Annotated in this window: 23 protein-coding genes; 11 read left to right on the top strand and 12 right to left on the bottom strand. The window is 70.5% G+C overall.

Annotation, left to right across the window (positions count from 1 at the left end; all coding sequences use genetic code 11):
- Positions 1 to 116: 116 nt before the first annotated feature.
- Genes V7Q31_RS02025 through der form a run of 3 tightly spaced genes read left to right on the top strand, consistent with a single transcriptional unit; the run spans position 117 to position 3,508 of the window.
- Positions 117 to 767: a tetratricopeptide repeat protein gene (locus tag V7Q31_RS02025; RefSeq protein WP_333831999.1), complete on the top strand. Its 651-nt coding sequence runs from the start codon at positions 117 to 119 to the stop codon at positions 765 to 767.
- The gene (locus V7Q31_RS02030; RefSeq protein WP_333832000.1) at positions 764 to 2,113 is read left to right on the top strand and encodes a PQQ-like beta-propeller repeat protein; all 1,350 of its coding nucleotides are present in this window, start codon (positions 764 to 766) and stop codon (positions 2,111 to 2,113) included. Before V7Q31_RS02025 ends, V7Q31_RS02030 begins: the two co-directional genes overlap by 4 nt.
- Positions 2,114 to 2,161: 48 nt before the next feature.
- Positions 2,162 to 3,508 carry a ribosome biogenesis GTPase Der gene (der, locus tag V7Q31_RS02035; protein WP_333832001.1) on the top strand — a complete coding sequence of 449 codons (1,347 nt, stop codon included), beginning with the start codon at positions 2,162 to 2,164 and terminating at the stop codon, positions 3,506 to 3,508.
- Here the strand turns inward: der and V7Q31_RS02040 are convergent.
- The 12 genes from V7Q31_RS02040 to rpsF form a co-directional block, all read right to left on the bottom strand.
- Positions 3,493 to 4,191: an SDR family NAD(P)-dependent oxidoreductase gene (locus V7Q31_RS02040; protein ID WP_333832002.1), complete on the bottom strand. Its 699-nt coding sequence runs from the start codon at positions 4,189 to 4,191 to the stop codon at positions 3,493 to 3,495. The two genes, der and V7Q31_RS02040, sit on opposite strands and share 16 nt — an antisense overlap.
- Before the next feature lie 5 nt (positions 4,192 to 4,196).
- Complete coding sequence (gene purF, locus V7Q31_RS02045) at positions 4,197 to 5,678, bottom strand: amidophosphoribosyltransferase (protein ID WP_333832003.1); 1,482 nt, start codon at positions 5,676 to 5,678, stop codon at positions 4,197 to 4,199.
- A 61-nt stretch (positions 5,679 to 5,739) separates the two neighbouring features.
- Positions 5,740 to 6,327 carry a CvpA family protein gene (locus tag V7Q31_RS02050; protein WP_333832004.1) on the bottom strand — a complete coding sequence of 196 codons (588 nt, stop codon included), beginning with the start codon at positions 6,325 to 6,327 and terminating at the stop codon, positions 5,740 to 5,742.
- 6 nt (positions 6,328 to 6,333) lie between these two features.
- Positions 6,334 to 7,713, bottom strand: a complete 1,380-nt coding sequence (gene radA, locus V7Q31_RS02055; protein WP_333832005.1) for a DNA repair protein RadA — start codon at positions 7,711 to 7,713, stop codon at positions 6,334 to 6,336.
- 8 nt (positions 7,714 to 7,721) lie between these two features.
- Positions 7,722 to 8,342 carry a hypothetical protein gene (locus tag V7Q31_RS02060; RefSeq protein WP_333832006.1) on the bottom strand — a complete coding sequence of 207 codons (621 nt, stop codon included), beginning with the start codon at positions 8,340 to 8,342 and terminating at the stop codon, positions 7,722 to 7,724.
- A gap of 15 nt (positions 8,343 to 8,357) precedes the next feature.
- On the bottom strand, positions 8,358 to 9,128 hold the full coding sequence (locus V7Q31_RS02065) for an ABC transporter ATP-binding protein (protein ID WP_333832007.1): 771 nt from the start codon (positions 9,126 to 9,128) through the stop codon (positions 8,358 to 8,360).
- The gene (locus V7Q31_RS02070) at positions 9,128 to 9,862 is read right to left on the bottom strand and encodes an MlaE family ABC transporter permease (RefSeq protein ID WP_442976304.1); all 735 of its coding nucleotides are present in this window, start codon (positions 9,860 to 9,862) and stop codon (positions 9,128 to 9,130) included. The genes V7Q31_RS02065 and V7Q31_RS02070 overlap by 1 nt, the downstream gene beginning before the upstream one ends.
- A 59-nt stretch (positions 9,863 to 9,921) precedes the next feature.
- Entirely contained in the window at positions 9,922 to 10,995 is a 1,074-nt protein-coding gene (gene alr / locus V7Q31_RS02075) for an alanine racemase (RefSeq protein ID WP_333832009.1), read from the bottom strand.
- 8 nt (positions 10,996 to 11,003) lie between these two features.
- Entirely contained in the window at positions 11,004 to 12,479 is a 1,476-nt protein-coding gene (locus tag V7Q31_RS02080; RefSeq protein ID WP_333832010.1) for a replicative DNA helicase, read from the bottom strand.
- A 190-nt stretch (positions 12,480 to 12,669) separates the two neighbouring features.
- Positions 12,670 to 13,296, bottom strand: a complete 627-nt coding sequence (gene rplI / locus V7Q31_RS02085) for a 50S ribosomal protein L9 (protein WP_333832011.1) — start codon at positions 13,294 to 13,296, stop codon at positions 12,670 to 12,672.
- 11 nt (positions 13,297 to 13,307) lie between these two features.
- Positions 13,308 to 13,535, bottom strand: a complete 228-nt coding sequence (gene rpsR / locus V7Q31_RS02090; protein ID WP_333832012.1) for a 30S ribosomal protein S18 — start codon at positions 13,533 to 13,535, stop codon at positions 13,308 to 13,310.
- Positions 13,536 to 13,552: 17 nt separating this feature from the next.
- Positions 13,553 to 13,927: a 30S ribosomal protein S6 gene (gene rpsF, locus V7Q31_RS02095; protein WP_333832013.1), complete on the bottom strand. Its 375-nt coding sequence runs from the start codon at positions 13,925 to 13,927 to the stop codon at positions 13,553 to 13,555.
- 221 nt (positions 13,928 to 14,148) lie between these two features.
- Here rpsF and fabD point away from each other — a divergent pair, with 221 nt between their 5' ends.
- From fabD to V7Q31_RS02135, 8 genes are all read left to right on the top strand, one after another.
- Entirely contained in the window at positions 14,149 to 15,093 is a 945-nt protein-coding gene (fabD, locus tag V7Q31_RS02100) for an ACP S-malonyltransferase (protein ID WP_333832014.1), read from the top strand.
- Positions 15,094 to 15,100: 7 nt separating this feature from the next.
- On the top strand, positions 15,101 to 15,838 hold the full coding sequence (fabG, locus tag V7Q31_RS02105; protein ID WP_333832015.1) for a 3-oxoacyl-[acyl-carrier-protein] reductase: 738 nt from the start codon (positions 15,101 to 15,103) through the stop codon (positions 15,836 to 15,838).
- A 164-nt stretch (positions 15,839 to 16,002) separates the two neighbouring features.
- Entirely contained in the window at positions 16,003 to 16,245 is a 243-nt protein-coding gene (locus V7Q31_RS02110) for an acyl carrier protein (protein WP_333832016.1), read from the top strand.
- Between the two features lie 121 nt (positions 16,246 to 16,366).
- Positions 16,367 to 17,635, top strand: coding sequence for a beta-ketoacyl-ACP synthase II (gene fabF, locus V7Q31_RS02115; protein WP_333832017.1), 1,269 nt, complete (start codon positions 16,367 to 16,369; stop codon positions 17,633 to 17,635).
- A 7-nt stretch (positions 17,636 to 17,642) separates the two neighbouring features.
- Complete coding sequence (gene mltG, locus V7Q31_RS02120) at positions 17,643 to 18,629, top strand: endolytic transglycosylase MltG (RefSeq protein ID WP_333832018.1); 987 nt, start codon at positions 17,643 to 17,645, stop codon at positions 18,627 to 18,629.
- Positions 18,630 to 18,834: 205 nt separating this feature from the next.
- Complete coding sequence (locus tag V7Q31_RS02125) at positions 18,835 to 19,083, top strand: hypothetical protein (RefSeq protein ID WP_333832019.1); 249 nt, start codon at positions 18,835 to 18,837, stop codon at positions 19,081 to 19,083.
- Positions 18,989 to 20,332, top strand: coding sequence for a DNA-packaging protein (locus V7Q31_RS02130; RefSeq protein ID WP_333832020.1), 1,344 nt, complete (start codon positions 18,989 to 18,991; stop codon positions 20,330 to 20,332). Before V7Q31_RS02125 ends, V7Q31_RS02130 begins: the two co-directional genes overlap by 95 nt.
- 43 nt (positions 20,333 to 20,375) lie before the next feature.
- Entirely contained in the window at positions 20,376 to 21,542 is a 1,167-nt protein-coding gene (locus V7Q31_RS02135; protein WP_333832021.1) for a phage portal protein, read from the top strand.
- The last annotated feature ends 27 nt before the right edge of the window (positions 21,543 to 21,569 follow it).

Raw genomic sequence — 21,569 nt, forward strand, 5'->3', positions numbered from 1 at the left:
ATCTCGAAACATATAGCCGGCGGCGTCGGATTTCCATGGGCCGCCCGAGATCCGGGGGTCTTGGCGACGCGCATCGCCGCTTGTAGGGTCGCCCGCGAACGCAGGAGGTCCAGTCTTTGAGCGATGCCGACAGTTTCATCCATGAGGTGACCGAAGAGGTTCGCCGCGACCGGATGTTCCGCCTGTGGAAGCGCTATGGGCCGTTCGCGATCGGCGCCGTCGTTGCGGCGGTGGCGGCGACGGCGGCGCTGCAATGGCTCGATCATCGGGACGAGGAAGCGGCGCGGCGCGCAGGCGCTGCGCTCATCGCGGCGGCGCGCTCCCCGGACGCGACGCAGCGTGCGGAGGCTTACGCGGCGGCTGTCGACGCCTTGCCGGCGGGGCCTGCGCTGGCGGCGGAGTTCGGCGCGGCGGCGGCGCTCGCGGAGTCGGGCGCTTTCGCCGAGGCGGCGGCGCGCTATGCGGCGATCGCGGAGGCCCCGGCGGCGCCCCTGCCGCTCGCGCAATTCGCAGCCTTTCGCGCTGCAGTGCTGAACGCGGAGGCGCTTGGGCCGGAAGCGACCGCCGCCGCGCTGACGCCGCTGACCGGGCCCGACTCCGCGTTCCGCCTGTTGGCGCTCGAGGCGCGGGGGGCGGCGCTGCTGGCGGTGGGCGACCATGCCGGCGCGCGGGCCGATTTCGACGCGGTCGCGGCCGATCCGGCGGCGACCGAAGCGATGCGCGAGCGGGTGCGCGCGCTGTGGGGCCTGCTCGGAGGCGTCCAATGAGCGCGCTGGCGACGACGAAGCGGGCGCGTCCGACGCGTCGGGCGCGGGCGGCTCTGCTCGCGGCGGCGCTCGCGCTGGGGGGGTGCTCCGGGTTCTCCGACGAGGATCCGCCGCTGCCCGGCGCGCGCGTTCCGGTGCGGGCGGCGCCCGATCCGCGCATCGCCTCGCCCGAGCTCGCGGCGGCGGTCTCCGCCATCGCGCCGCCCGCGCTCAATGCGGACTGGCCGCAACCCAACGCCACGCCCGACCGCGCGCCGGGGCATCTCGCCGGGCCGACGCGTCCGACGCAGCTCTGGCGCGTCTCGGCGGTGTCGGGCGCGCGGGGCGACGCGCGGATCACCGCCGCGCCGATCGTCTCGGGCGGGCGCGTCTTCGCGCTGGGCGCTTCGGCGGACGTCTCGGCTCATGACGCTGCGAGCGGGGCGCGCATCTGGCGCGCGGAGATCGCGCCAGAGGGCCAGAACGCCTCGGACGGCTTCGGCGGCGGGCTCGCGGAGATCGACGGGCGCGTGATCGCGACGACCGGATTCGGCGAGGTGATCGCCCTCTCGGCGGCGACCGGAGAGGTCCTCTGGCGGCGCAACCTCGGCGCGCCGATGCGCGCTGCGCCGGCGGTGGATGGCGGGCTCGTGGTCGCGGCGACGCGCGACAACACGGCGTTCGGCCTCGACGCCGCGACCGGCGATCTGCGGTGGCGGGTTTCCGGGGCGACCGGGGGGGCGGGCTTTCTCGGCGGCGCGAGCCCCGCGATCAGCGGACCGGTGGCCGTGCTGCCCTTCGCATCGGGCGAGCTGATCGCGGTGCGGGCGGTGGACGGGCGTCGGCTGTGGTCGGACGCGCTGCGCGGCGGGCGGCGGGGCTCGGCGATGACCGAGATCGCGGACGTCTCGGGCGATCCGGTGATGGCGGGCGTCGCGGTCTTCGCGAGCAATCAGGCCGGCCTCATGCTCGCCATCGACGGGCGCAGCGGGGCGCGCGGCTGGACGCGCGACATCGGCTCGACCTCGCCGGTCTGGGTGGCGGGCGCCACGCTCTTCGCGATGAGCGTCGACGCGCGGCTTTTCCGGCTCGCGGCCTCGACCGGCGAGACGCTCTGGGCGACCGATCTGCCGAAATGGGGCGACCCGGAGGACCGGGAGGACCTGATCAGCTATGGGGGGCCGATGCTGGCCGGCGGCGCAGTGCATGTCACGTCGAGCGACGGGCGGTTGCTCTCCTTCGATCCGCAGACCGGAGCGCAGCTCTCGGAAGCGCCGCTGCCGGGCGGGGCGACGCTAGGGCCGGTCGTCGCCGGCGGCGTTCTCTACGTCCTGAGCGACGCCGGGGACCTGTTCGCGTTCCGCTGAGCGCGCGCCAACTGGACGCCGCGCCGGCGATCGCGTATCGCCCGGCGCATGTCGCTGAAACTCGCCATCGTCGGCCGGCCCAATGTCGGCAAGTCCACCCTGTTCAACCGGCTCGTCGGCAAGCGCATCGCGCTGGTGGACGACCAGCCGGGCGTGACGCGCGACTTGCGCGAGGGCGATGCGCGGCTCGGCGACCTGCGCTTCACCGCCATCGACACCGCGGGGCTGGAGGAGGCCGAGGAAGGCTCGCTTCAGGGCCGCATGCGCAAGCTGACCGACCGGGCGGTGGCGCAGGCCGACATCTGCCTGTTCGTGATCGACGCGCGCGCGGGCGTGACGCCGCAGGATCAGGTCTTCGCCGATCTGCTGCGCCGCAGCGGCGCGACCGTGCTGCTCGGCGCCAACAAGGCCGAAGGGCGGCAGGGCATCGCCGGCGCGATGGAGGCGTTCTCGCTGGGGCTCGGCGAGCCGATCCCGTTCTCGGCGGAGCATGGCGAGGGGATGGAGGCGCTTTATGCGGCGCTGCAGCCTTTCGTCGACGCTCATGGCGCGGATGCTGAGGACGAAGCCGAGCCCGACGCCCCGCGACCCATCCAGATCGCGGTGATGGGGCGGCCCAACGCCGGCAAATCGACGCTGGTCAACGCCATTCTCGGCGAGGAGCGTCTGCTGACCGGCCCGGAGGCGGGGATCACCCGCGACAGCATCGGGCTGGAGGTGGAGTGGGGCGGGCGGGTCTTCCGCATCTTCGACACGGCGGGGATGCGCAAGAGGGCGCGGGTGCAGGAGAAGCTCGAAAAACTCTCCGTGGGCGACGCGCTCAGGGCGATCCGCTACGCGGAAGTGGTGGTCGTGCTGCTGGAGGTCGGCTCGACCTTCGAGACGCAGGATCTGCGGCTCGCCGATTTGGCGGAGCGCGAAGGGCGGGCGGTGGTGGTCGCCGTCAACAAATGGGATCTCGAGGCCGAAAAGGCTCAGCGCCTCAAGCAGTTGCGCGAGGAGCTCGACCGGCTGCTGCCGCAGCTCAAGGGCGCGCCGCTGGTGACGGTCTCGGCGCTGACCGGGCAGGGGCTCGACCGGCTCCGCGAGGCCGTGATCCGGGCGCACGCGGCGTGGAACGTGCGGATCCCCACGGCGAAGCTCAATCGCTGGCTCGCCGCGAAGCTCGAGGAGCACGCGCCGCCTGCGCCGTCGGGGCGGCGGATCAAGCTGCGCTACATGACGCAGGTGAAGGCGCGGCCGCCGAGCTTCGTGGCGTTCTGCTCGCGCCCCGAGGACCTGCCGGAAAGCTATACGCGTTTTCTGGTCAACGGGTTGCGGCGCGACTTCAAGCTCGAAGGCGCGCCGATCCGCTTCAGCTACCGCAAGTCGGACAATCCTTACGCCGACAAGTGACGCAGATCGATCTCGGCGTTCGCCTCGGGCTTGGCCTCCAGCGCGTCGAACAGCTCGGCGGCCACCGTCTCGGGTCGGGTGAGCGCGGCGCGGTCCTCGCCGGGATAGAAGCGGGCGCGCAGCGCCGTCGGCATTGGGGGAGGACATGCGCGCATCGCCCGGAGCGCCGTGGCTTTCGATTCAAGCGCCCATGACGTCCAGATCTCTCGCGCCGCGACCTTGGAGGCGGCGTAGCTGGAGAAGAAGGCGCGGCTCGGGCGCGGGTCGTCCATCAGCACCGCCTGCGCGGCGGGGGCGGCGCGCAGCAACGGGTCGAGCGATCGGATCAGCCGCTGCGGGGCGCGGGCGTTGATCGCCATCGCCTTGTCGTAATCCTCGGCCGAGGCGTGCGGGGTCGGCGAGAGCATCGGCGGGAAGGCGGCGCAGTGCAGCCAGAGATCGAGCTTGCCCCAGCGCTCGGCGATGGCGGCGCCGAGGCGCTCAAGGGCGGGGTCGTCGGTCAGGTCGAGCGGCGTGAGCGTGGCGGCGCCGCCTTCGGCCTTGATCGCGTCGTCGAGTTCCTCGAGCCCGCCGACCGTGCGGGCCAGCGCGATCACATGGAAGCCGCGGCGCGCGGCCTCACGCGCGCAGGCCCAGCCGAGCCCGCGGGAGGCGCCGGCGACGAAGGCGAGACGGTCGGTCATGAAGTTCACCGGGAGTTGGGAAGCTTGATCTTGCCCTTGGCGATCTGGTCGGAGGGCGGAACGGGGTAGTCGCCGCTGAAGCATGCGTCGCAGAATCGGGGCGCGGCGGCGTCGCGGCCCTCGTCGATCCCGCAGGCGCGGTAGAGCCCGTCGAGCGAGACGAAGCGGATTGAGTCGACGCCCAGATGCGCGCGCATCTGCTCCTCGGTCATCTGCGCCGCGAGGAGCTTGTCCTTCTCGGGCGTGTCCACGCCGTAGAAGCAGGGCCAGACCGTGGGCGGAGAGGCGACGCGCAGATGGACTTCGCGGGCGCCGGCGTCGAGCACCATCTCCTTGATCTTGAGGCTCGTGGTTCCGCGCACCACGCTGTCGTCGACCAGCACCACCCGCTTGCCTGCGATCACCGCGCGGTTGACGTTGAGCTTGAGCCGCACGCCCATGTTGCGGATCTGCTCGGACGGCTCGATGAAGGTGCGGCCGACATACTGGTTGCGGATGATCCCCATGGCGAAGGGAATCCCGCTCTGCTGGCTGAACCCGATGGCCGCCGGCGTGCCGCTGTCGGGCACCGGGCAGACGAGATCGGCCTCGACAGGCGCTTCGCGGGCGAGTTCGGCGCCGATGCGGCGGCGGGCCTCGTAAACCGAAAGGCCGTCGATCACGCTGTCGGGGCGCGAGAAATAGACGTATTCGAAGATACAGAAGCGCGGCTTCGCGCGGGTGAAGGGAAAGATGCTCTCCACCCCCTCCTTCGAGATGATGACCATCTCGCCCGGCTCGACGTCGCGGACGAGCTCCGCGCCGACGATGTCGAGCGCGCAGGTCTCGGAGGAGAGAATCCAGGTGTCGCCAACGCGGCCCAGCGCCAGCGGGCGGACGCCCAACGGGTCGCGCACGCCGATCAGCTTCGAGCGGGTGATCGCGACGACCGAAAATGCGCCTTCGACGCGGCGCAGCGCGTCCTTCATACGCTCGGCGACGGTCTTCTGGATCGAGCGCGCCATCAGATGGACGATGCATTCGGTGTCGGAGGAGGACTGGAAGATCGAACCGCGCTCGATCAGCTCCGCCCGCAGCGCGTCGGCGTTCACCAGATTGCCGTTATGCGCGATCGAGAAGCCGCCCGAATTGAGTTCGGCGTAGAGCGGCTGGACGTCGCGAATCGCCGTCGCGCCCTTGCCGCCCGCCGTCGAGTAGCGGACATGGCCGAGCGCGTGAGTCCCGGGCAGGGCGGCGATCACCTTGGCGGAGGTGAAGTTGTCGCGCACATAGCCGAGGCGGCGGACGGTGTGGAATTCGCCGGTCGTCGCGTCGTGCGAGACGATGCCGGCGGCCTCCTGCCCGCGATGCTGCAGCGCGTGAAGGCCGAGCGCCACGAAGCTCGCAGCGCCCTGCGCCCCGAACACGCCATAGACGCCGCATTCCTCATGCAGCTTGTCGTCGTCGAATGGGCTGGATAGCGGAAGGCCGGGCGCGCCGCTCAACATCCGCGATCTCCGATGGCGAGGCGTGGAACGCCGCGGGGTATAGCGGGGCGCGCGGGGGTTGTCACCCGCCTGTCGCAACGCCGGCGCCTGCGTCCGCCGGGCCGCAGACGCCCATCAGCCGGTCGATGCGCTCGCCGATGAAGGGCGGCAGCTCGGTGGGCGCGTTGGCGCGCAGCAATTCGGCGGCGTCGGCGATCAGGGCGATGGACCGGGCCTCCTCAAGCGCCGCGATGCGCTGATCGACGGGGACAAGCAGGCCGTAGAGCAGGTAGAGCACGGCGACGAGGATCACGCCGCGCGCCACGCCGAACAGAAAACCCAAGCCCCGGTCGAAGGGACCGAGCGCGCTGTCGAGAATCACGCTCGAGATCAGCGGGGTGACGATCGACAGCAGGATCAGGATGGCGGCGAAGGCGACGGCGAAGGCGGCGAGCAGCGAGAGCGTGCAGGAAGAGCGCAGAAAGTCCCCGAGATAGGGGACTTCGGCGATCAGGGGCTCGACGAAAGGGGCGAAGAAGAAGGCGCCGAGCGCCGCCACGACCCAGCCGCCGATCGCGAGCGCCTCGCGGGTGAGGCCGCGCGCATAGGCGAGAAAGCCGGAAATGGCGACGATGAGCAGAATGGCGGCGTCGGCTATGGCGGCGGTCATCGAAAATCATCCAGCATGGTCGGCGCCGAAGACTTGCAGGACGAACTCCCGCAAATCCTCGACTGGGGTCGCGCGCACGCCCGGCCCCGCGCCGGAGAGCGCCGCCGAAGGCGGCGTCCATGCGGCGGCGAAACCGAGCTTCTCGGCCTCCTTTAGCCGCGCCTCGATCTGGGAAACAGGGCGCACGGCCCCCGACAGCGCGATTTCGCCGAAAATCACCGCATCCTGCGGCAGCGGCGCGTCATGCAGCGCCGACAGCAGCGCGCAGGCGACCGCCAGATCGGCGGCGGGCTCCGACACGCGCAGGCCGCCGGCGATGTTGAGGTAGATGTCGAGCCCGGCGAAGGAGACGCCCGCGCGCGCCTCGAGCACGGCGAGGATCATGGCGAGCCGGCCCGAATCCCAGCCCACCACGGCGCGGCGGGGCGTGCCGAGGGTGGAGGTCGCCACCAGCGCCTGGATTTCGCAGAGCAGGGGACGCGAGCCCTCGACGCCGGCGAAGACGGCGGCGCCGGCGGCGCGCCGGCCGCCCTCGCCGAGAAAGAGCGCCGAGGGGTTGGGGACTTCGGCGAGCCCGGCGCCGGTCATCTCGAAGACGCCGATCTCGTCCACCGGGCCGAAGCGGTTCTTGACTGCGCGCAGGATGCGGAACTGGTGCCCGCGCTCGCCTTCGAAATAGAGCACGGTGTCCACCATGTGCTCGACCACGCGGGGACCGGCGATCTGGCCTTCCTTGGTGACGTGGCCGACCATGATGGCGGCGCCGCCGCGGCGCTTGACGAAGTTCGTTATCTCATGCGCGGCGGCGCGGACCTGGGAGACGGAGCCGGGTGCGCTGTCGACGCTGTCGGCCCACATGGTCTGGATCGAGTCGATCACCGCGAGGGCGGGACGCTCGGCGTCGAGCATGGTGAGGATGTCGCGCAGGTTCGTTTCCGCGCAAAGGCGCACGGGGGCTGCGTCAAGCCCGAGGCGGCGGGCGCGCATGCGGATTTGCGCCGTCGCCTCCTCGCCCGAGACGTAGATGACGGGGGCGCCGGCGGCGGCGAGGCCGGCGGCGGCTTGCAGGAGCAGCGTGGACTTGCCGATGCCCGGATCGCCGCCGACGAGCACCGCCGAGCCCTCGACCAGCCCGCCGCCTAGCACCCGGTCGAATTCGGCCTTGCCGGTGGGGCGGCGCGGCGGGGGCGCGTCGTCGCCGGCCAACGGCACGAGCGCGGCGGGGCGGCCCTTGGCGGCGCCGAGCGACTTGCCGGGCGGGCCTGCAGTCGAGAGGCCCTGATCTTCGGCGAGGCTGTTCCATGCGCCGCAGGCGTCGCAGCGCCCCGCCCATTTGCGGTGGGCGGCGCCGCATTCGGCGCAGACGAAGGCGGGGGCGCGGCTCAAGGCGCCGCTCAGGCGGGGTCTTCGGGGCGCAGGGGCGGGAGCGCCTTGCGCGCCGGTCGGGGCTCGTCTTCGTCCACCTTGGCCGGGCCGAACAGGGCGACGGTGTGCCTCCAGAAGTTTTCCCAGCGCGAGGGGCGGCCGATCTCGACGGCGGCGGCGACGACGGGGTCGCGCACGTCGCGCATCGCCACGTCGAAATCGTCGCGCGCGCGCTGGAGCTGGGATTGCAGCGCCTCCAGCTGCTCGAGATGACGGCGCTTGGCGGGCTCGGGGAGCCAGCTGAAATCGAGGATCATGCCGCGCGCCTCGGACAGCAGCGCGCGCAGGCGCTTGAAGTCGGCGGCGTCCTCGTCCACGCCGCGCCGCGCCTCGATGCGGGCGACAGTGTCCTGTTCCGCGTGCAGGGCGGCCATCCGCCAGGTCTTCCTGAAGAAAGCGGCGAGCTCCTCGGGGGAGAAGCCGTCGCGCTCGATCATGCCGGCGTCCTCATGCACCACGCCGAGGCGGTTGCAGACGGCGAGCACGCGGGCCACGCGGCGGTAGTTGGTCGCGAAATCCGCAGGTTCTTCGGCTTCGAGATGCTCCTGCGCGGCGCGCATCAGTTCGGCCCAGAGGGCGTCGTCGGACATCGGCGTCTCCCTTGGTCAGCGCAGAGCGGCGATTGGGCCTTCGGCGCGGCCGTGGATGAACTGGTCGACGTAAGCATTTCCGCTGTCTTCCATTTCTCTCACGCCGCCGCACCATTGCACGACGCCCTCATGCAGCATGGCGACCCGGTCGGCGATGCGCCGGACCGAGCTCATGTCGTGAGTGATGGTCATGGCCGTGGCGCCCATCTCGACGACGATCTCGCGGATCAGGGCGTTGATGACGTCGGCCATGATCGGGTCGAGGCCAGTGGTGGGTTCGTCGAAGAAGATGATTTCGGGCTCGGCGGCGATAGCGCGGGCGAGGCCGACCCGCTTCTGCATGCCGCCCGACAGTTCGGCGGGGAACTTCTCCGCCGTCTCCGGGCCGAGCCCCACGCGGCGCAGCTTGTCGAGCGCCACGGCGCGCGCTTCGTCGTCGCTCAGCCGCCCCTTGCCGTTGAGCAGGCGGAAGGCGACGTTGCGCCAGACCGGAAGGCTGTCGAAGAGCGCTCCGCCCTGAAACAGCATCCCGAAGCGGTCGAGCATCGCGGCGCGGACCTTTCCGCGCGCATGGGTCGCGTCCTCGCCGTCGAGAAGGATCCGGCCCGCATCCGGTTCGATCAGGCCGATCACGCATTTCAGCGTGACCGATTTCCCGGTGCCCGAGCCGCCGATGATCACCATCGATTCGCCGCGCGCCACGGAGAGGTCCACGCCGCGCAGCACATGGTTCGAACCGAAGCTCTTTGCGACGCCGCGCAACTCGATCCGGGCAATGGCCTCCATCAGCGCCCCGCGAAGAAGAATTCGGTGAGCATGTAGTTGGAGGCGAGGATCAGGATCGAGGCGCCCACCACGGCGTTGGTGGTGGCGCGCCCGACGCCCTGTGCGCCGCGGCCGGAATGGTAGCCCTGATAGCAGCCCATCAGCGCAATGATGAAGCCGAACACGGCGGCCTTGACCAAGCCGGAGGTGACGTCCCCGAGTTCCAAGAAGTCCCAGGTGTTCTGGATGTAGGTCCCGCCATTGAAGCCGAGCCGCGCGACCCCGACCAGATAGCCGCCCATGATGCCGATGATGTCGCCGATCAGCACGAGGAAGGGCAGGGCGATAGTCGCGGCCCAGAGGCGCGGCGCGACGAGATATTTCAGCGGGTTGGTCGAGAGGGTGGTCAGCGCGTCGATCTGCTCGGTGACGCGCATCGTGCCGATCTCGGCGGCGATGGAGGCGGAGACGCGTCCCGCGACCATCAGCCCGCCGAGCACGGGGCCGAGCTCGCGCGTCATGCCGATGGCGACGATGGAGGGCACGACGGACTCGGCGTTGAAGCGGGCGCCGCCGGCGTAGATCTGGAGCGCGAGCGCTGCGCCGGTGAAGAGGGCGGTAAGACCGACCACCGGCAACGAGAAATAGCCGATCCGCAAAAGCTGGCGGCCAAGCTCGGGCAGGTAGAAGGGCGGGCTGACGGAAAGCGCAACCGAGGAGAAGCCGAAAATCGCCACGGCCCCAGCGCCGCGCAGCGCGTCGATGACGAAGCGTCCCACTGCTGCGAGGAAGGTCGCAAGGAGGTCGAGTGCGATCAACAGGCGAGCTCCGCTCCGGGCCGCGTGCCCTTGGAACCTACATAACGCCGCTGGTGGCGCCTTCCAAGGCTGGTCAGGACTTCGTAGCCGATGGTTCCCGTAGCGGCGGCGAGCGCGTCCACGCCCTGATCTGGGCCGAGAAGGGCGACGCGGTCGCCGGCGGCGAGGTCGGGCGCGTCGGTGGCGTCGAGCGTGACGAGGTCCATGCTGACGCGTCCGACGATGGGCAGGGCGCGGCCGGCGTGATGCGCGACGCATTTTGCGCCGCGTTTGAGGCCGTCTGCATAACCTATTGAAATCGTTGCTATTCGGCTTGGGCGTGGCGCGATCCAGGCGCCGCCGTAGCCGACGGCCTCGCCCGCCGCGACGTCGCGGATCTGGAGCACGGGAATGTCGAGGGCGACGGCGGGGCGGGCGCCGACGAAAGGCAGGCCGCCATAGAGGCCGACGCCGGGGCGCACGAGATCGAAATGGAAAGCGGGACCCAGCAACACGCCGCCGGTCGCAGCGAGGCTGCGGGGAAGGCCCGCGAGGCGGGGATGGGCGGTCATCGCCTCGAAACGGGCGCGCTCTGCGGCGCTCGCGGGGTGGACGGGATCGTCAGAGCAGGAGAGATGCGCCATGACGAGGGCGGGCGCGGGGAGGTCGGCGTCGAGTAGGGCCGCGAGTTCGGCGGGCTCCAAGCCGAGGCGGTTCATGCCTACGTCGAGTTGCAGCGCGCAAGGTGTTGGTGCAGAACGGAACGCGGCGATCTGCGCGGGGCTGTTGAGAACCGGGCGGATGTCGGCGGCCCGCAGTTCCGCAAGCTCGGCGGCGTCGCAGCCGTTGAGCGCGTAGATGACGGGGCCGGGGCCGAGGATGGCGCGCAGGGCGAGGGCTTCCTCGGGAAGGGCGACGAAAAAAGTCCGGGCGCCGGCGGCGGCGAGCGCAGGGGCGACCTGGGCTGCGCCGACGCCGTATGCGTCGGCCTTGACCACGGCCGCGCATTCGGCAGGGGCGGTGCGGGCGGCGAGCGCGCGCCAGTTGGCGACGACGGCGTCGAGGTCGATGGTGAGCAGGCCGCGCGCCATGCGTTGCCTCAGAAGTCGCGGCTGTCGCGCCGGTCCTCGCGGGCGAGGTCGGAGAAACGGGTGAAGCGGCCGTCGAACATCATTTCGACCGTGCCGATGGGGCCGTGGCGCTGCTTGCCGATGATCGCCTCGGCGCGGTTGTGGACGCGTTCGGCCTTCTCCAGCCATTCGGGAAAGCGCGGATCGTCTTCGGGCGGCTTCACCCGCTCGTGGTAGTATTCCTCGCGATAGACGAACATCACCACGTCGGCGTCCTGTTCGATGGAGCCCGATTCGCGCAGATCGGAAAGCTGGGGACGCTTGTCGTCGCGGTTCTCGACCTGACGGGAGAGCTGGGAGAGGGCGATCACCGGGATCGACAGCTCCTTGGCGATGGCCTTCAAGCCTTGCGTGATCTCGGAGACTTCCTGCACGCGGCCCTCGGAGCGGCCGGTGGTGGGCCGGACGAGCTGGAGATAGTCCACGAACAGCGCGTCGAGCCCGTGCTGGCGCTTGAGACGGCGGGCGCGGGCGGCGAGCGTCGAGATGGGGAGGGCGGGGGTGTCGTCGATGTAGAGCGGGATGCGCTCGAGCTCGGCGGCGGCGTGGACGAAGCGGCGGAACTCGTCCTCGTCCATCTCGCCGCGGCGGATGCGCTCGGACGGCACCAGCGCCTGTTCGGACAGGACGCGGGTCGCGAGTTGCTCCGACGACATCTCGAGCGAGAAGAAGCCGACGACGCCGCCGTCGACGGTTCCCTCGGTTCCGTCGGGCAAGGCGCCCCTGCGCCATTTGCGGGCGATGTTGAAGGCGATGTTGGTGGCGAGAGAGGTTTTGCCCATCGAGGGGCGGCCCGCGATGATCAGGAGGTCGGAGGGGTGCAGGCCGCCGAGCTTGCGGTCCATGTCCATCAGACCGGTGGAGATGCCGGCGAGGCCGCCTTCGCGCTGATAGGCGGCGTTTGCGACATCCACCGCGTCTTTGGCGGCGCGCAGGAAGGAGACGAAGCCGCCTTCGTATTTGCCCTTCTCCGCGAGCTGGTAGAGCGCCTGCTCGGCGGCGACGATCTGCTCGCGAGGCGGGTTCTCATCGTCCATGGTCGCGGCTTGGCCGACGATCTCGTCGCCCAGCGCCATCAGGTCGCGCCGCAGCGAGAGGTCGTGGATCGCCTGGGCGTAGGCGCGGGCGTTGAAGACCGAGACGGCGGAGCCGGCCAAGCGCGCGAGATAGGCGACGCCGCCGACTTCCGCCATGCCGGGATCGGCCTCGAAGAAGGGCTTCAGCGTCACCGGGGTGGCGAGTGCGTTCTGCTGTATGCGGCGGGCGGCGACTTCGAAGATGCGCTGGTGCAGCGGCTCGAAGAAATGGCGCGCCTCGATCAGCGATGCGATGCGGTCGTAAACCTCGTTGTTGACGAGCAGCGCGCCGAGGAGCGCCTGCTCGGCCTCGATGTTGCAGGGCTGCGCGCGCGGGGGGGATTCTCGTGGATCGACGCCGTCGGCCATGCGGTTCCCTCCCTCGTTCGCCTTGCCGCAGACTATGCCGGCGTCGCACTTCAAGCAATTGAAAACGCTTATCTATTCTATCCCGGGCCTGTGGATGTCGGGGATCGCGCGCGGTTTTTCGCGCCCGATCAAGGCGCAAAGAAAAAGGCCGCGGCGCGGGCCGCGGCCTTTGGCGGCGCCGCGCGGGGTATCAGTCGCGGCGGGTTTCGTCGTCGTCGTCCGGATCGACGATCTCCATGCCGGCGGGCGCGCGCTCCTCGTCGTCCGCGGTCTCGAGCAGGCGCTGCACGTCGAATTCAGCCTGCTCGGCGGCGTCTTCCTCGGCGCGCAGTTCGGCGATGGTCTTGCCCTGCGCCTGAAGCTCCGCCTCGTCCTGGCTGCGGGCCACGTTGACCGTGACATGGCAGGACACTTCGGGGTGGAGCACGACGCGCACCTTGTGCAGGCCGAGATCCTTGATCGGGCGGTCGAGGGTGACCTGGCCGCGCTCGACCGAGAAGCCGCCCTCCGTCGCCGCTTCGGCGATGTCGCGGTTGCTAACCGAGCCGTAGAGCGCGCCCGAATCGGAAGCCTGGCGGATCACCACGAAGGCCTTGCCGTCAAGTTTCGCCGCGACCGCTTCCGCTTCCTTGCGCTGCTCCAGGTTTCGCGCCTCGAGCTGGACGCGCTCGGCCTCGAAGCGGGCGAGGTTGGCCTTGGTGGCGCGGAGCGCCTTGCCCTGCGGCAGAAGGAAGTTGCGCCCGTAGCCGTCGCGCACCTTCACCACGTCGCCCATCTGGCCGAGTTTCTCGACCCTCTGGAGAAGAACCACTTCCATGTCGCTCTCCCTCAGTTCACGGCGTAGGGCATCAGGGCGAGGAAGCGGGAGCGCTTGATGGCGCGCGCGAGTTCGCGCTGCTTCTTCGCCGAGACTGCGGTGATCCGGCTCGGCACGATCTTGCCGCGCTCGGAGACGTAGCGCTGCAGGAGCTTGACGTCCTTGTAGTCTATGACCGGCGCGCCCTCGCCCGAGAAGGGGCAGGACTTGCGGCGGCGGAAAAACGGCTTCTTGGCCATGGGTCTCGCTCCTTCGATCAATCGTCGCGCCGGCCGCGGCCGCCGCGGCGGCCCCGGTCGTCGCGGGCGCTCTTGGCGCGGACCACGGCGCTTTCGCCGTCTTCGTGCTCGTCGACGCGCACGGTGAGAACGCGCATCACGTCGTCATGCAGGCGCATCAGACGCTCCATTTCCTGCACGGCGGCCGAGGGGGCGTCCGACTTCAGGAACAGATAGTGGCCCTTGCGGTTCTTGTTGATCTTGTAGGCCATCGAGCGCAGGCCCCAGTATTCGGAGCCCGAGACGTCGCCGCCATTGTCCTTGAGGATCTGGCCGAAATGCTCGATCAGAGCCTCGGCCTGCGCGTTGGAGATGTCCTGACGCGCGATGAAGACATGCTCGTAGAGAGCCATCTGTCGTCCTTCATGTCCGGCGCGCTTCACCGTGCGGGGTTCAAGGCTCCCGGCCCGCACACGAGAGGCGACGCGATACGCTTCTTCGGGAGAAGCGCTCCTATGACCGAAACCGCGCGGGATTGCAACGGCGGACCGGTCGAGGCGACGGCGCGGGCGCTTGACAACGCCGACGCTGAGGATGCATCGGGCTGCGCACGCAGAAGGAGAAGCCCCGCATCATGGCGCGCGCATTCGTTTTCCCCGGACAGGGCAGTCAGGCGGTCGGCATGGGGCGCGCGCTCGCCGAGAGCGACGCGCAGGCGCGGGCGGTGTTCGAGGAAGTCGACGAGGCGCTTGGGGAAAGGCTCAGCGCGCTGATCTGGGAGGGCCCGGCGGAGACGCTGCAGCTGACCCAAAACGCGCAGCCGGCGCTGATGGCTGTCTCGCTCGCAGCGCTGCGGGCGCTCGAGGCGAAAGGCGTGCAGGTGGCGCGGGACGCGGCCTACGTCGCAGGGCATTCGCTGGGCGAGTATTCGGCGCTGTGCGCAGCGGGAGCGTTCGGCGTGGCGGATGCGGCGAGGCTGCTTCGACTGCGCGGGCGCGCGATGCAGGCGGCGGCGCCCGTGGGCGCGGGCGCGATGGCGGCGCTGCTCGGCCTTGAGATCGCGGCTGCGCGCGAGATCGCGGCGGAGGCCGCGCAGGGCGAGGTTTGCGAGGCGGCGAACGACAACGCGCCCGGTCAGGTCGTGGTGTCGGGCGCGCGGGCGGCGGTCGAGCGGGCGGTGGCCGTGGCGCAGGGGCGCGGCGCGAAGCGGGCGGTGCTGCTGCCGGTCTCTGCGCCGTTTCACTGCGCGATGATGGCGCCGGCCGCGGAGGCGATGCGGACGGCGTTGGCGGCGACGCCCATCGCGCGACCGGCGTCGCCGGTCGTCTCCAATGTGCGCGCGGAGGCGGTGTCGGAGCCGGAGGACATCCGTGCGCTGCTGGTCGCGCAGGTTACTGGCGCTGTGCGCTGGCGCGAAAGCGTGCTGTGGATGGCCGAACAGGGCGTGGACGAGTTCGTCGAGATCGGGGCCGGCAAGGTGCTCACCGGACTTGTCAAGCGGATCGCGCCGGCGGCTTCGGCGCGGGCGGTCGGCGGGCCTGAGGACGTGGACGCTGCCGCGGCGGCGATTCTGGGGTGATGGCGGCATGTTCGATCTGACGGGGAAGCGCGCGCTGGTCACCGGCGCGTCGGGCGGGATCGGCGGCGCGGTGGCGCGGGCGCTGCACGCGCAGGGCGCGACGGTGGGCTTGTCGGGCACGCGGGAAGCGCCGCTGACGGCGCTCGCGGACGAACTCGGCGCGCGGGCGCATGCGCTGCCCTGCGACCTGTCGGACGGCGCGGCGGTGGACGCGCTGCCCAAGCGCGCGGCGGAGGCGATGGGCGGGCTCGACATCCTCGTCAACAACGCCGGCGTGACGCGCGACAATCTGTTCATGCGGATGTCGGATGCGGAGTGGGACGCGGTGATCGCGGTCAATCTGACCGCCGCCTTCCGGCTGATGCGGGCGAGCCTGCGCGGAATGATGAAGGCGCGCTGGGGGCGGATCGTCTCGGTGACCTCCATCGTCGGCGTGACGGGAAATCCGGGGCAGGGAAATTACGCGGCCAGCAAGGCGGGCCTGATCGGCATGTCGAAGTCGCTGGCCGCGGAAGTCGCCTCGCGGGGCGTGACGGTCAACTGCGTGGCCCCGGGCTTCATCGAGACGGCGATGACTGGCGCTCTGACCGATGCGCAGAAGGCCAAGCTGCTCGAGGCGATCCCCGCGGGGCGGATGGGCGCAGCGGAGGAGATCGCGGCGGCGGTGGTCTATCTCGCAAGTGCGGAGGCGGCCTATGTCACTGGCGCGACGCTGCATGTGAATGGCGGGATGGCCATGATCTAGACGACATTTGCGCGTCCGGGCCGTTGTGCTAATCAGGCCCCGGCTCGACCGGGACCGAGGCGGCGCGGCGGACCGGCGCGGGACGATTTCGCAAGGGCCGACGCTGGCCGGCTTCAGACAGACACCAAACAGGGCCCCAAGGGCTCGCCAAACGAGGAAGTGACATGAGCGACATCGCAGAGCGCGTCAAAAAGATCGTCGTCGAGCATCTGGGCGTCGAAGAGGATAAGGTCGTTGACGGCGCGAGCTTCATCGACGATCTCGGCGCGGACAGCCTCGACACGGTCGAGCTGGTGATGGCGTTCGAAGAGGAATTCGGCATCGAGATCCCGGACGACGCGGCCGAGACGATCCAGACCTTCGGCGACGCGGTGAAGTTCATCACCGAGAACTCCGCCGACGCCTGAGCGCCGCGCGACCGCGCCGCACGCGCGGCGCCGTTTGGCCGCAAACCTCTCGGACCATATGCGCCGGCGCGGGGCCTGACGGGCCGCGCCGGCGCTGTCGATTGAAGCAGGGATCAACAGCATGAGGCGCGTGGCGATCACCGGTCTCGGCGCGATCACGCCGCTCGGCTGCGGCGTCGAGGCGACTTGGGCGCGTCTGCTCGAAGGACGCAGCGGCGCCGGGACCATCCGCCATTTCGACGCGGCCCACCTCGCCTGCCGGATCGCATGTGAAATACCGCTGGGCGACGGTTCGGATGCGACTTTCGACCCGGACGCCTGGGTTCCGGCGAAGGACCGGCGCAAGCTCGACCGGTTCATCGTCTACGCTCTGGTGGCGGCGCAGCAGGCGATAGAGGATGCCGGCTGGTCGCCCGGATCCGACGACGCGGAGGCGCTGGAGCGCACCGGGGTGATGATCGGCTCGGGGATCGGCGGGATCGAGACGATCGCCGAGACGGCGCTGACGCTGCGCGACAAGGGACCGCGTCGGGTCTCGCCGTTCTTCATCCCGGCGGCGCTGATCAATCTGTGTTCGGGTCAGGTGTCGATCAAGTACGGCTTCAGGGGGCCGAACCACGCCGTCGTGACGGCGTGCTCGACCGGCGCGCATGCGATCGGCGACGCGGCGCGGCTCATCGCGCTCGGCGACGCCGACGTGATGGTGGCGGGCGGCGCGGAAGCGCCGGTCTGCGAGATTTCCGTGGCGGGGTTCGCGGCCTGCAAGGCGCTGTCGACCGCCTACAACGACGCGCCGGAAAAGGCGTCTCGGCCCTGGGACGCGGAACGCGACGGCTTCGTGATGGGCGAGGGCGCGGGCGTCGTGGTTCTCGAGGAGATGGAACACGCGAAGGCGCGCGGCGCTAAGATCTATGCGGAAGTGCTGGGCTACGGGCTGTCGGGCGACGCGCATCACATCACCTCCCCGGCGCCGGACGGCGATGGCGGCTATCGCGCGATGCAGGCGGCGCTCAAGCGGGCGGGGCTCGGGGCGTCGGATGTGGACTACGTCAACGCGCATGGCACTTCGACGCCGGTGGGCGACGAGATCGAGCTCGGCGCGGTGACGCGGCTGCTGGGGACGCATGCGAAGGACGTGACGATGTCGTCCACGAAGTCGTCGGTCGGGCATCTGCTCGGTGCGGCCGGGGCGGTGGAGGCGATCTTCTGCGCGCTGGCGCTGCGCGACCAGATCGCGCCGCCGACGCTCAATCTCGACGCGCCGTCGGTCGTCTCCGAGATCGATCTCGCGCCGCACAAGCCGGTGACGCGGCGCATCGAGGTCGCGCTCTCGAATTCCTTCGGCTTCGGCGGCACCAACGCGTCGCTGGTGCTCGGCAAGGCGCGCTGACCGCGAGATGCGCGCGCTCGCCGCAAACGCCTTCACGCTGCTGATCGTGCTCGGGCTCGCGGCTGCGGGACTTGCGGCCTATGGCCAACGCATGTTCACGGGGCCGGGGCCCCATCAGGAAGAGCGCGTGTTCGTGGCGCCGCGCGGCGCGACGCTCGATCAGATCGCCGAGCGGCTGGAGGCGGAGGAGCTGATTTCCTCGGCGCGCTTGTTCCGCATCGGGGCGCGCTATGCGGGCAAGGCGGGGGCGCTGCGGTTCGGCGAGTATCGCGTGCCGGCGGGCGCGTCGATGCGCGAGATCCTCGATCTGCTCGCGAGCGGCCGGTCGATTCAGTACGCCATCACGATTCCCGAGGGGCTGACCTCGTGGGAGGTGGTCGAGGTGCTGCGGGCGTCCGACCTGCTGTCCGGGGAGATCGACTCGATCCCGGCCGAGGGCGCTCTGGCGCCGGAGACCTACAGCGTGCAGCGCGGCGATTCGCGGGCGGCGCTCCTGGAAAGGATGCAGGATCTGCAGCGGCGCACGCTCGCGCTCGCATGGGAGGGCCGTGCGGACGGACTGACGCTGCGCTCGCCCGAGGAGGCGCTGGTGCTGGCGTCGCTCATCGAGAAGGAGACGGGACAGCCCGGGGAGCGCGGTCTGGTTTCGGCGGTGTTCCACAACCGGCTGCGGCAGGGGATGCGGCTCCAGTCGGACCCGACGATCATCTATGGGATCACCGAAGGGCGCGGGCCGCTTGGCCGGGACATCCGACGCAGCGACATCACGCGCGCAACGGCTTGGAACACCTACGCCATCGACGGGCTGCCGCCGACGCCGATCGCCAATCCGGGGCGCGACGCCATCGTCGCCGCGGTCCGGCCCGACGCGAGCGACGCGCTCTATTTCGTGGCGGACGGGACGGGCGGGCACGCGTTCGCGCGCACCCTCGCCGAGCACAACCGCAACGTCGCGGCGTGGCGCGCGATCGAGCGCAGTCGGGCCGCCGAGTGAGGCGAGGAACAGGTTTATGCTTGACATTGCGCGCGCTCTACTGTAAGAGTTTGTCATAGTCGAGAAGTTTATTAGCAAGATGTAAACGCCGCGGGTTCACCTGCGGCATTTTTGTTTGGGCGTCAGAGTGATGAAATCGGATCTCGCTGGACCGACCGCGCAGGCCGACGGGGCCGACGACGACCCTGTCGGCGACCAGATCAACATGCTGATCGCGCGGCTGCGGGCGACGCTGGAATCGGCGGAGCCGGTCAGCGACGCCCAGGCCAAGGCGTTGAAGACGCATCACATGGCGATAGCGATGGTGGTCGATCTTGAAACGCTGCTCGCGAAGCGAGGCGCGCAGGCGCACCCGAAAGATGGCTGCGCCCTCGATCTCGACGCCGCGCGATCTGAGATTCTTCGGCGCATCGCTCGCCTCAAGACCGCCCTATCGGGTCCGAAAGCTCCTTGAGAAGCTCTCGCCCAACGCGCTCGCCGCACTGCCCTTTTTGTTCGACGCCTGGGCGCATCCCGACCACCAGCTGCCCCCGAAGGGACGCTGGTCGACCTGGGTTCTGCTCGGCGGCCGCGGATCGGGCAAGACGCGGGCCGGCGCCGAGTGGGTGCGGGGACAGGTCGAGGGCGCGACGCCGCTGGCGGCGGGACGGGCGCACCGCATCGCGCTGGTCGCGGAGACCTGGGAGCAGGCGCGCGAAGTGATGGTGTTCGGCGAGTCGGGCATCGCCGCCTGCTCGCCGCCGGACCGACGCCCGCATTTCGTCGCGACGCGCCACAAGCTGGTCTGGCCGAACGGGGCCGAAGCGCAGCTGTTCTCGGCGTCGGACCCGGAGTCGCTGCGCGGACCGCAATTCGACTGCGCCTGGTCGGACGAACTCGCGAAGTGGCGGCGCGCACGCGAAGCGTGGGACATGCTGCAATTCGGGCTGCGCCTCGGAGCGCATCCGCAGCAGATCGTGACCACGACGCCGCGCGACGTGTCGGTGCTGCGCGACATCCTGGCCGATCCGGCGACGGCGACGACGCAGGCCTCGACCTGGGCCAATCGGGCCTATCTCGCCGAGGATTTCCTCGGCGCGATCACGCGGCGCTATCGCGGCACGGATCAGGGCCGGCAGGAACTCGAGGGCGAATTGCTGGTCGAGGCGGCGGACGCGCTGTTCACGCATCGGATGATCGACGCCGCGCGAGTCGGCGCGGCGCCGGCGCTCGACCGGGTGGTGGTCGGCGTCGATCCGCCGGTGACGTCGGGGCCCGCCTCCGACGAGTGCGGCGTGATCGTCGCGGGGCGGGCGGGCGATGCCGTCTATGTGCTGGCCGACCGCTCGCCGGGGCGGGTCGCGCCGGCCGCCTGGGGGAGGCGGGTGGTCGAGGTCTGGCGCGAGTTCGAGGCCGACCGGATCGTCGCCGAGGTCAATCAGGGCGGCGATCTGGTCGCACAGCTGATCCGCGGGATCGATCCGGCGGCCCCGGTGGTCTCGGTGCGGGCCTCGCGCGGCAAGGCGGCGCGGGCGGAGCCGGTGTCGCTTCTCTACGCGCAGGGGCGGGTGCGGCATGTCGGGGTCTTCAAGACGCTGGAGGACCAGATGTGCGGGTTCTCGCCGGGCGCAGGAAAGAGTCCCGACCGCATGGACGCGCTGGTCTGGGCGGTCACCGAACTGATGCGCGGCCCGGAGCCGCAACCGCGCGTTCGGCGGCTTTGAGCCCCGCGCGCGATCTGAAATCGCGATCTGTCAGGAGGCGCCGATGGCGTTGTCTCTGTTCGGCGCGCGCCGGGAACCGGCGGGCGAGCGCAAATCGTCGGCCGTCGGCGCGATGACGGCGATCCATGGCGTGGGGCGGCCGGCCTGGACGCCCCGCGACCCGGTCTCCATGACGCGGGTCGGCTATTCGGGCAATGTGGTGGGATTCCGGTGCGTGCGGATGATCGCCGAGGCGGCGGCGGCGATCCCGCTCAAGCTCGTCGAAGGCGGCGAGACGCTGGCGGAGCATCCCCTTCTGCGGCTACTGGCGCAGCCCAATCCCGGCCATGACGGGATGGCGCTGCTCGAAACGGTGTTCGGGCAGCTCCAGCTGGCGGGCAACGCCTATCTGGAGGCGGCGACGGGCGTGGACGGCGCGCCGGCGGAGCTGCACGCGCTCCGGCCCGATCGGATGCGGGTGATCCCGGGGCCGGACGGGTGGCCGGAAGCCTACGAGTATCGCGTGGGCGCGCGCGCGCATCGCTTCGAGATGAATTGCGACGCGCCGCCGGTGCTGCACCTCAAGGCGTTTCATCCGCTCGACGACCACTACGGCATGTCGCCGCTCGAGGCGGCGGCTGCGCCGATCGACGTGCACAACGCGGCGACGCGCTGGACCAAGGCGCTGCTCGACAATGCGGCGCGGCCTTCCGGCGCCGTCGTCTACAGCGGCGTCGACGGGAACGGACGGCTGAGCGACGAGCAGTATCGGCGCGTGATCGAGGAGCTGGAGGCCAACCATCAGGGCGCGGCGAACGCCGGACGGCCGCTTTTGCTCGAGGGCGGGCTCGACTGGAAGCCGATGGGCTATTCACCCGCCGACATGGACTTCCTCCAGACCAAGAACGCCGCGGCGCGCGACATCGCGCTCGCCTTCGGGGTGCCGCCGATGCTGCTCGGCCTGCCCGGCGACAACACCTATGCGAACTATCAGGAGGCCAATCGCGCCTTCTATCGTCACACCGTCTTCCCTCTGGCGCGTCGCGTGTCGGCTGCGCTGAGCAACTGGCTCGGGGGCCGCTGGGGCGGGGCCGTGCGGATCGAACCCGACCTCGACCGGACGGCGGCGCTCGCGCCGGAACGCGACGCGCAATGGCGTCGGATCGCCTCGGCCTCGTTCCTCGACGACGACGAGAAGCGGACTCTTCTCGGGCTGCCGCCCAGGCGCTGAGCCGGAGCGCCGCCGCAGATGTTCAGG

Source organism: Rubrimonas sp., assembly GCF_036788415.1.
Taxonomy (GTDB): domain Bacteria; phylum Pseudomonadota; class Alphaproteobacteria; order Rhodobacterales; family Rhodobacteraceae; genus Rubrimonas.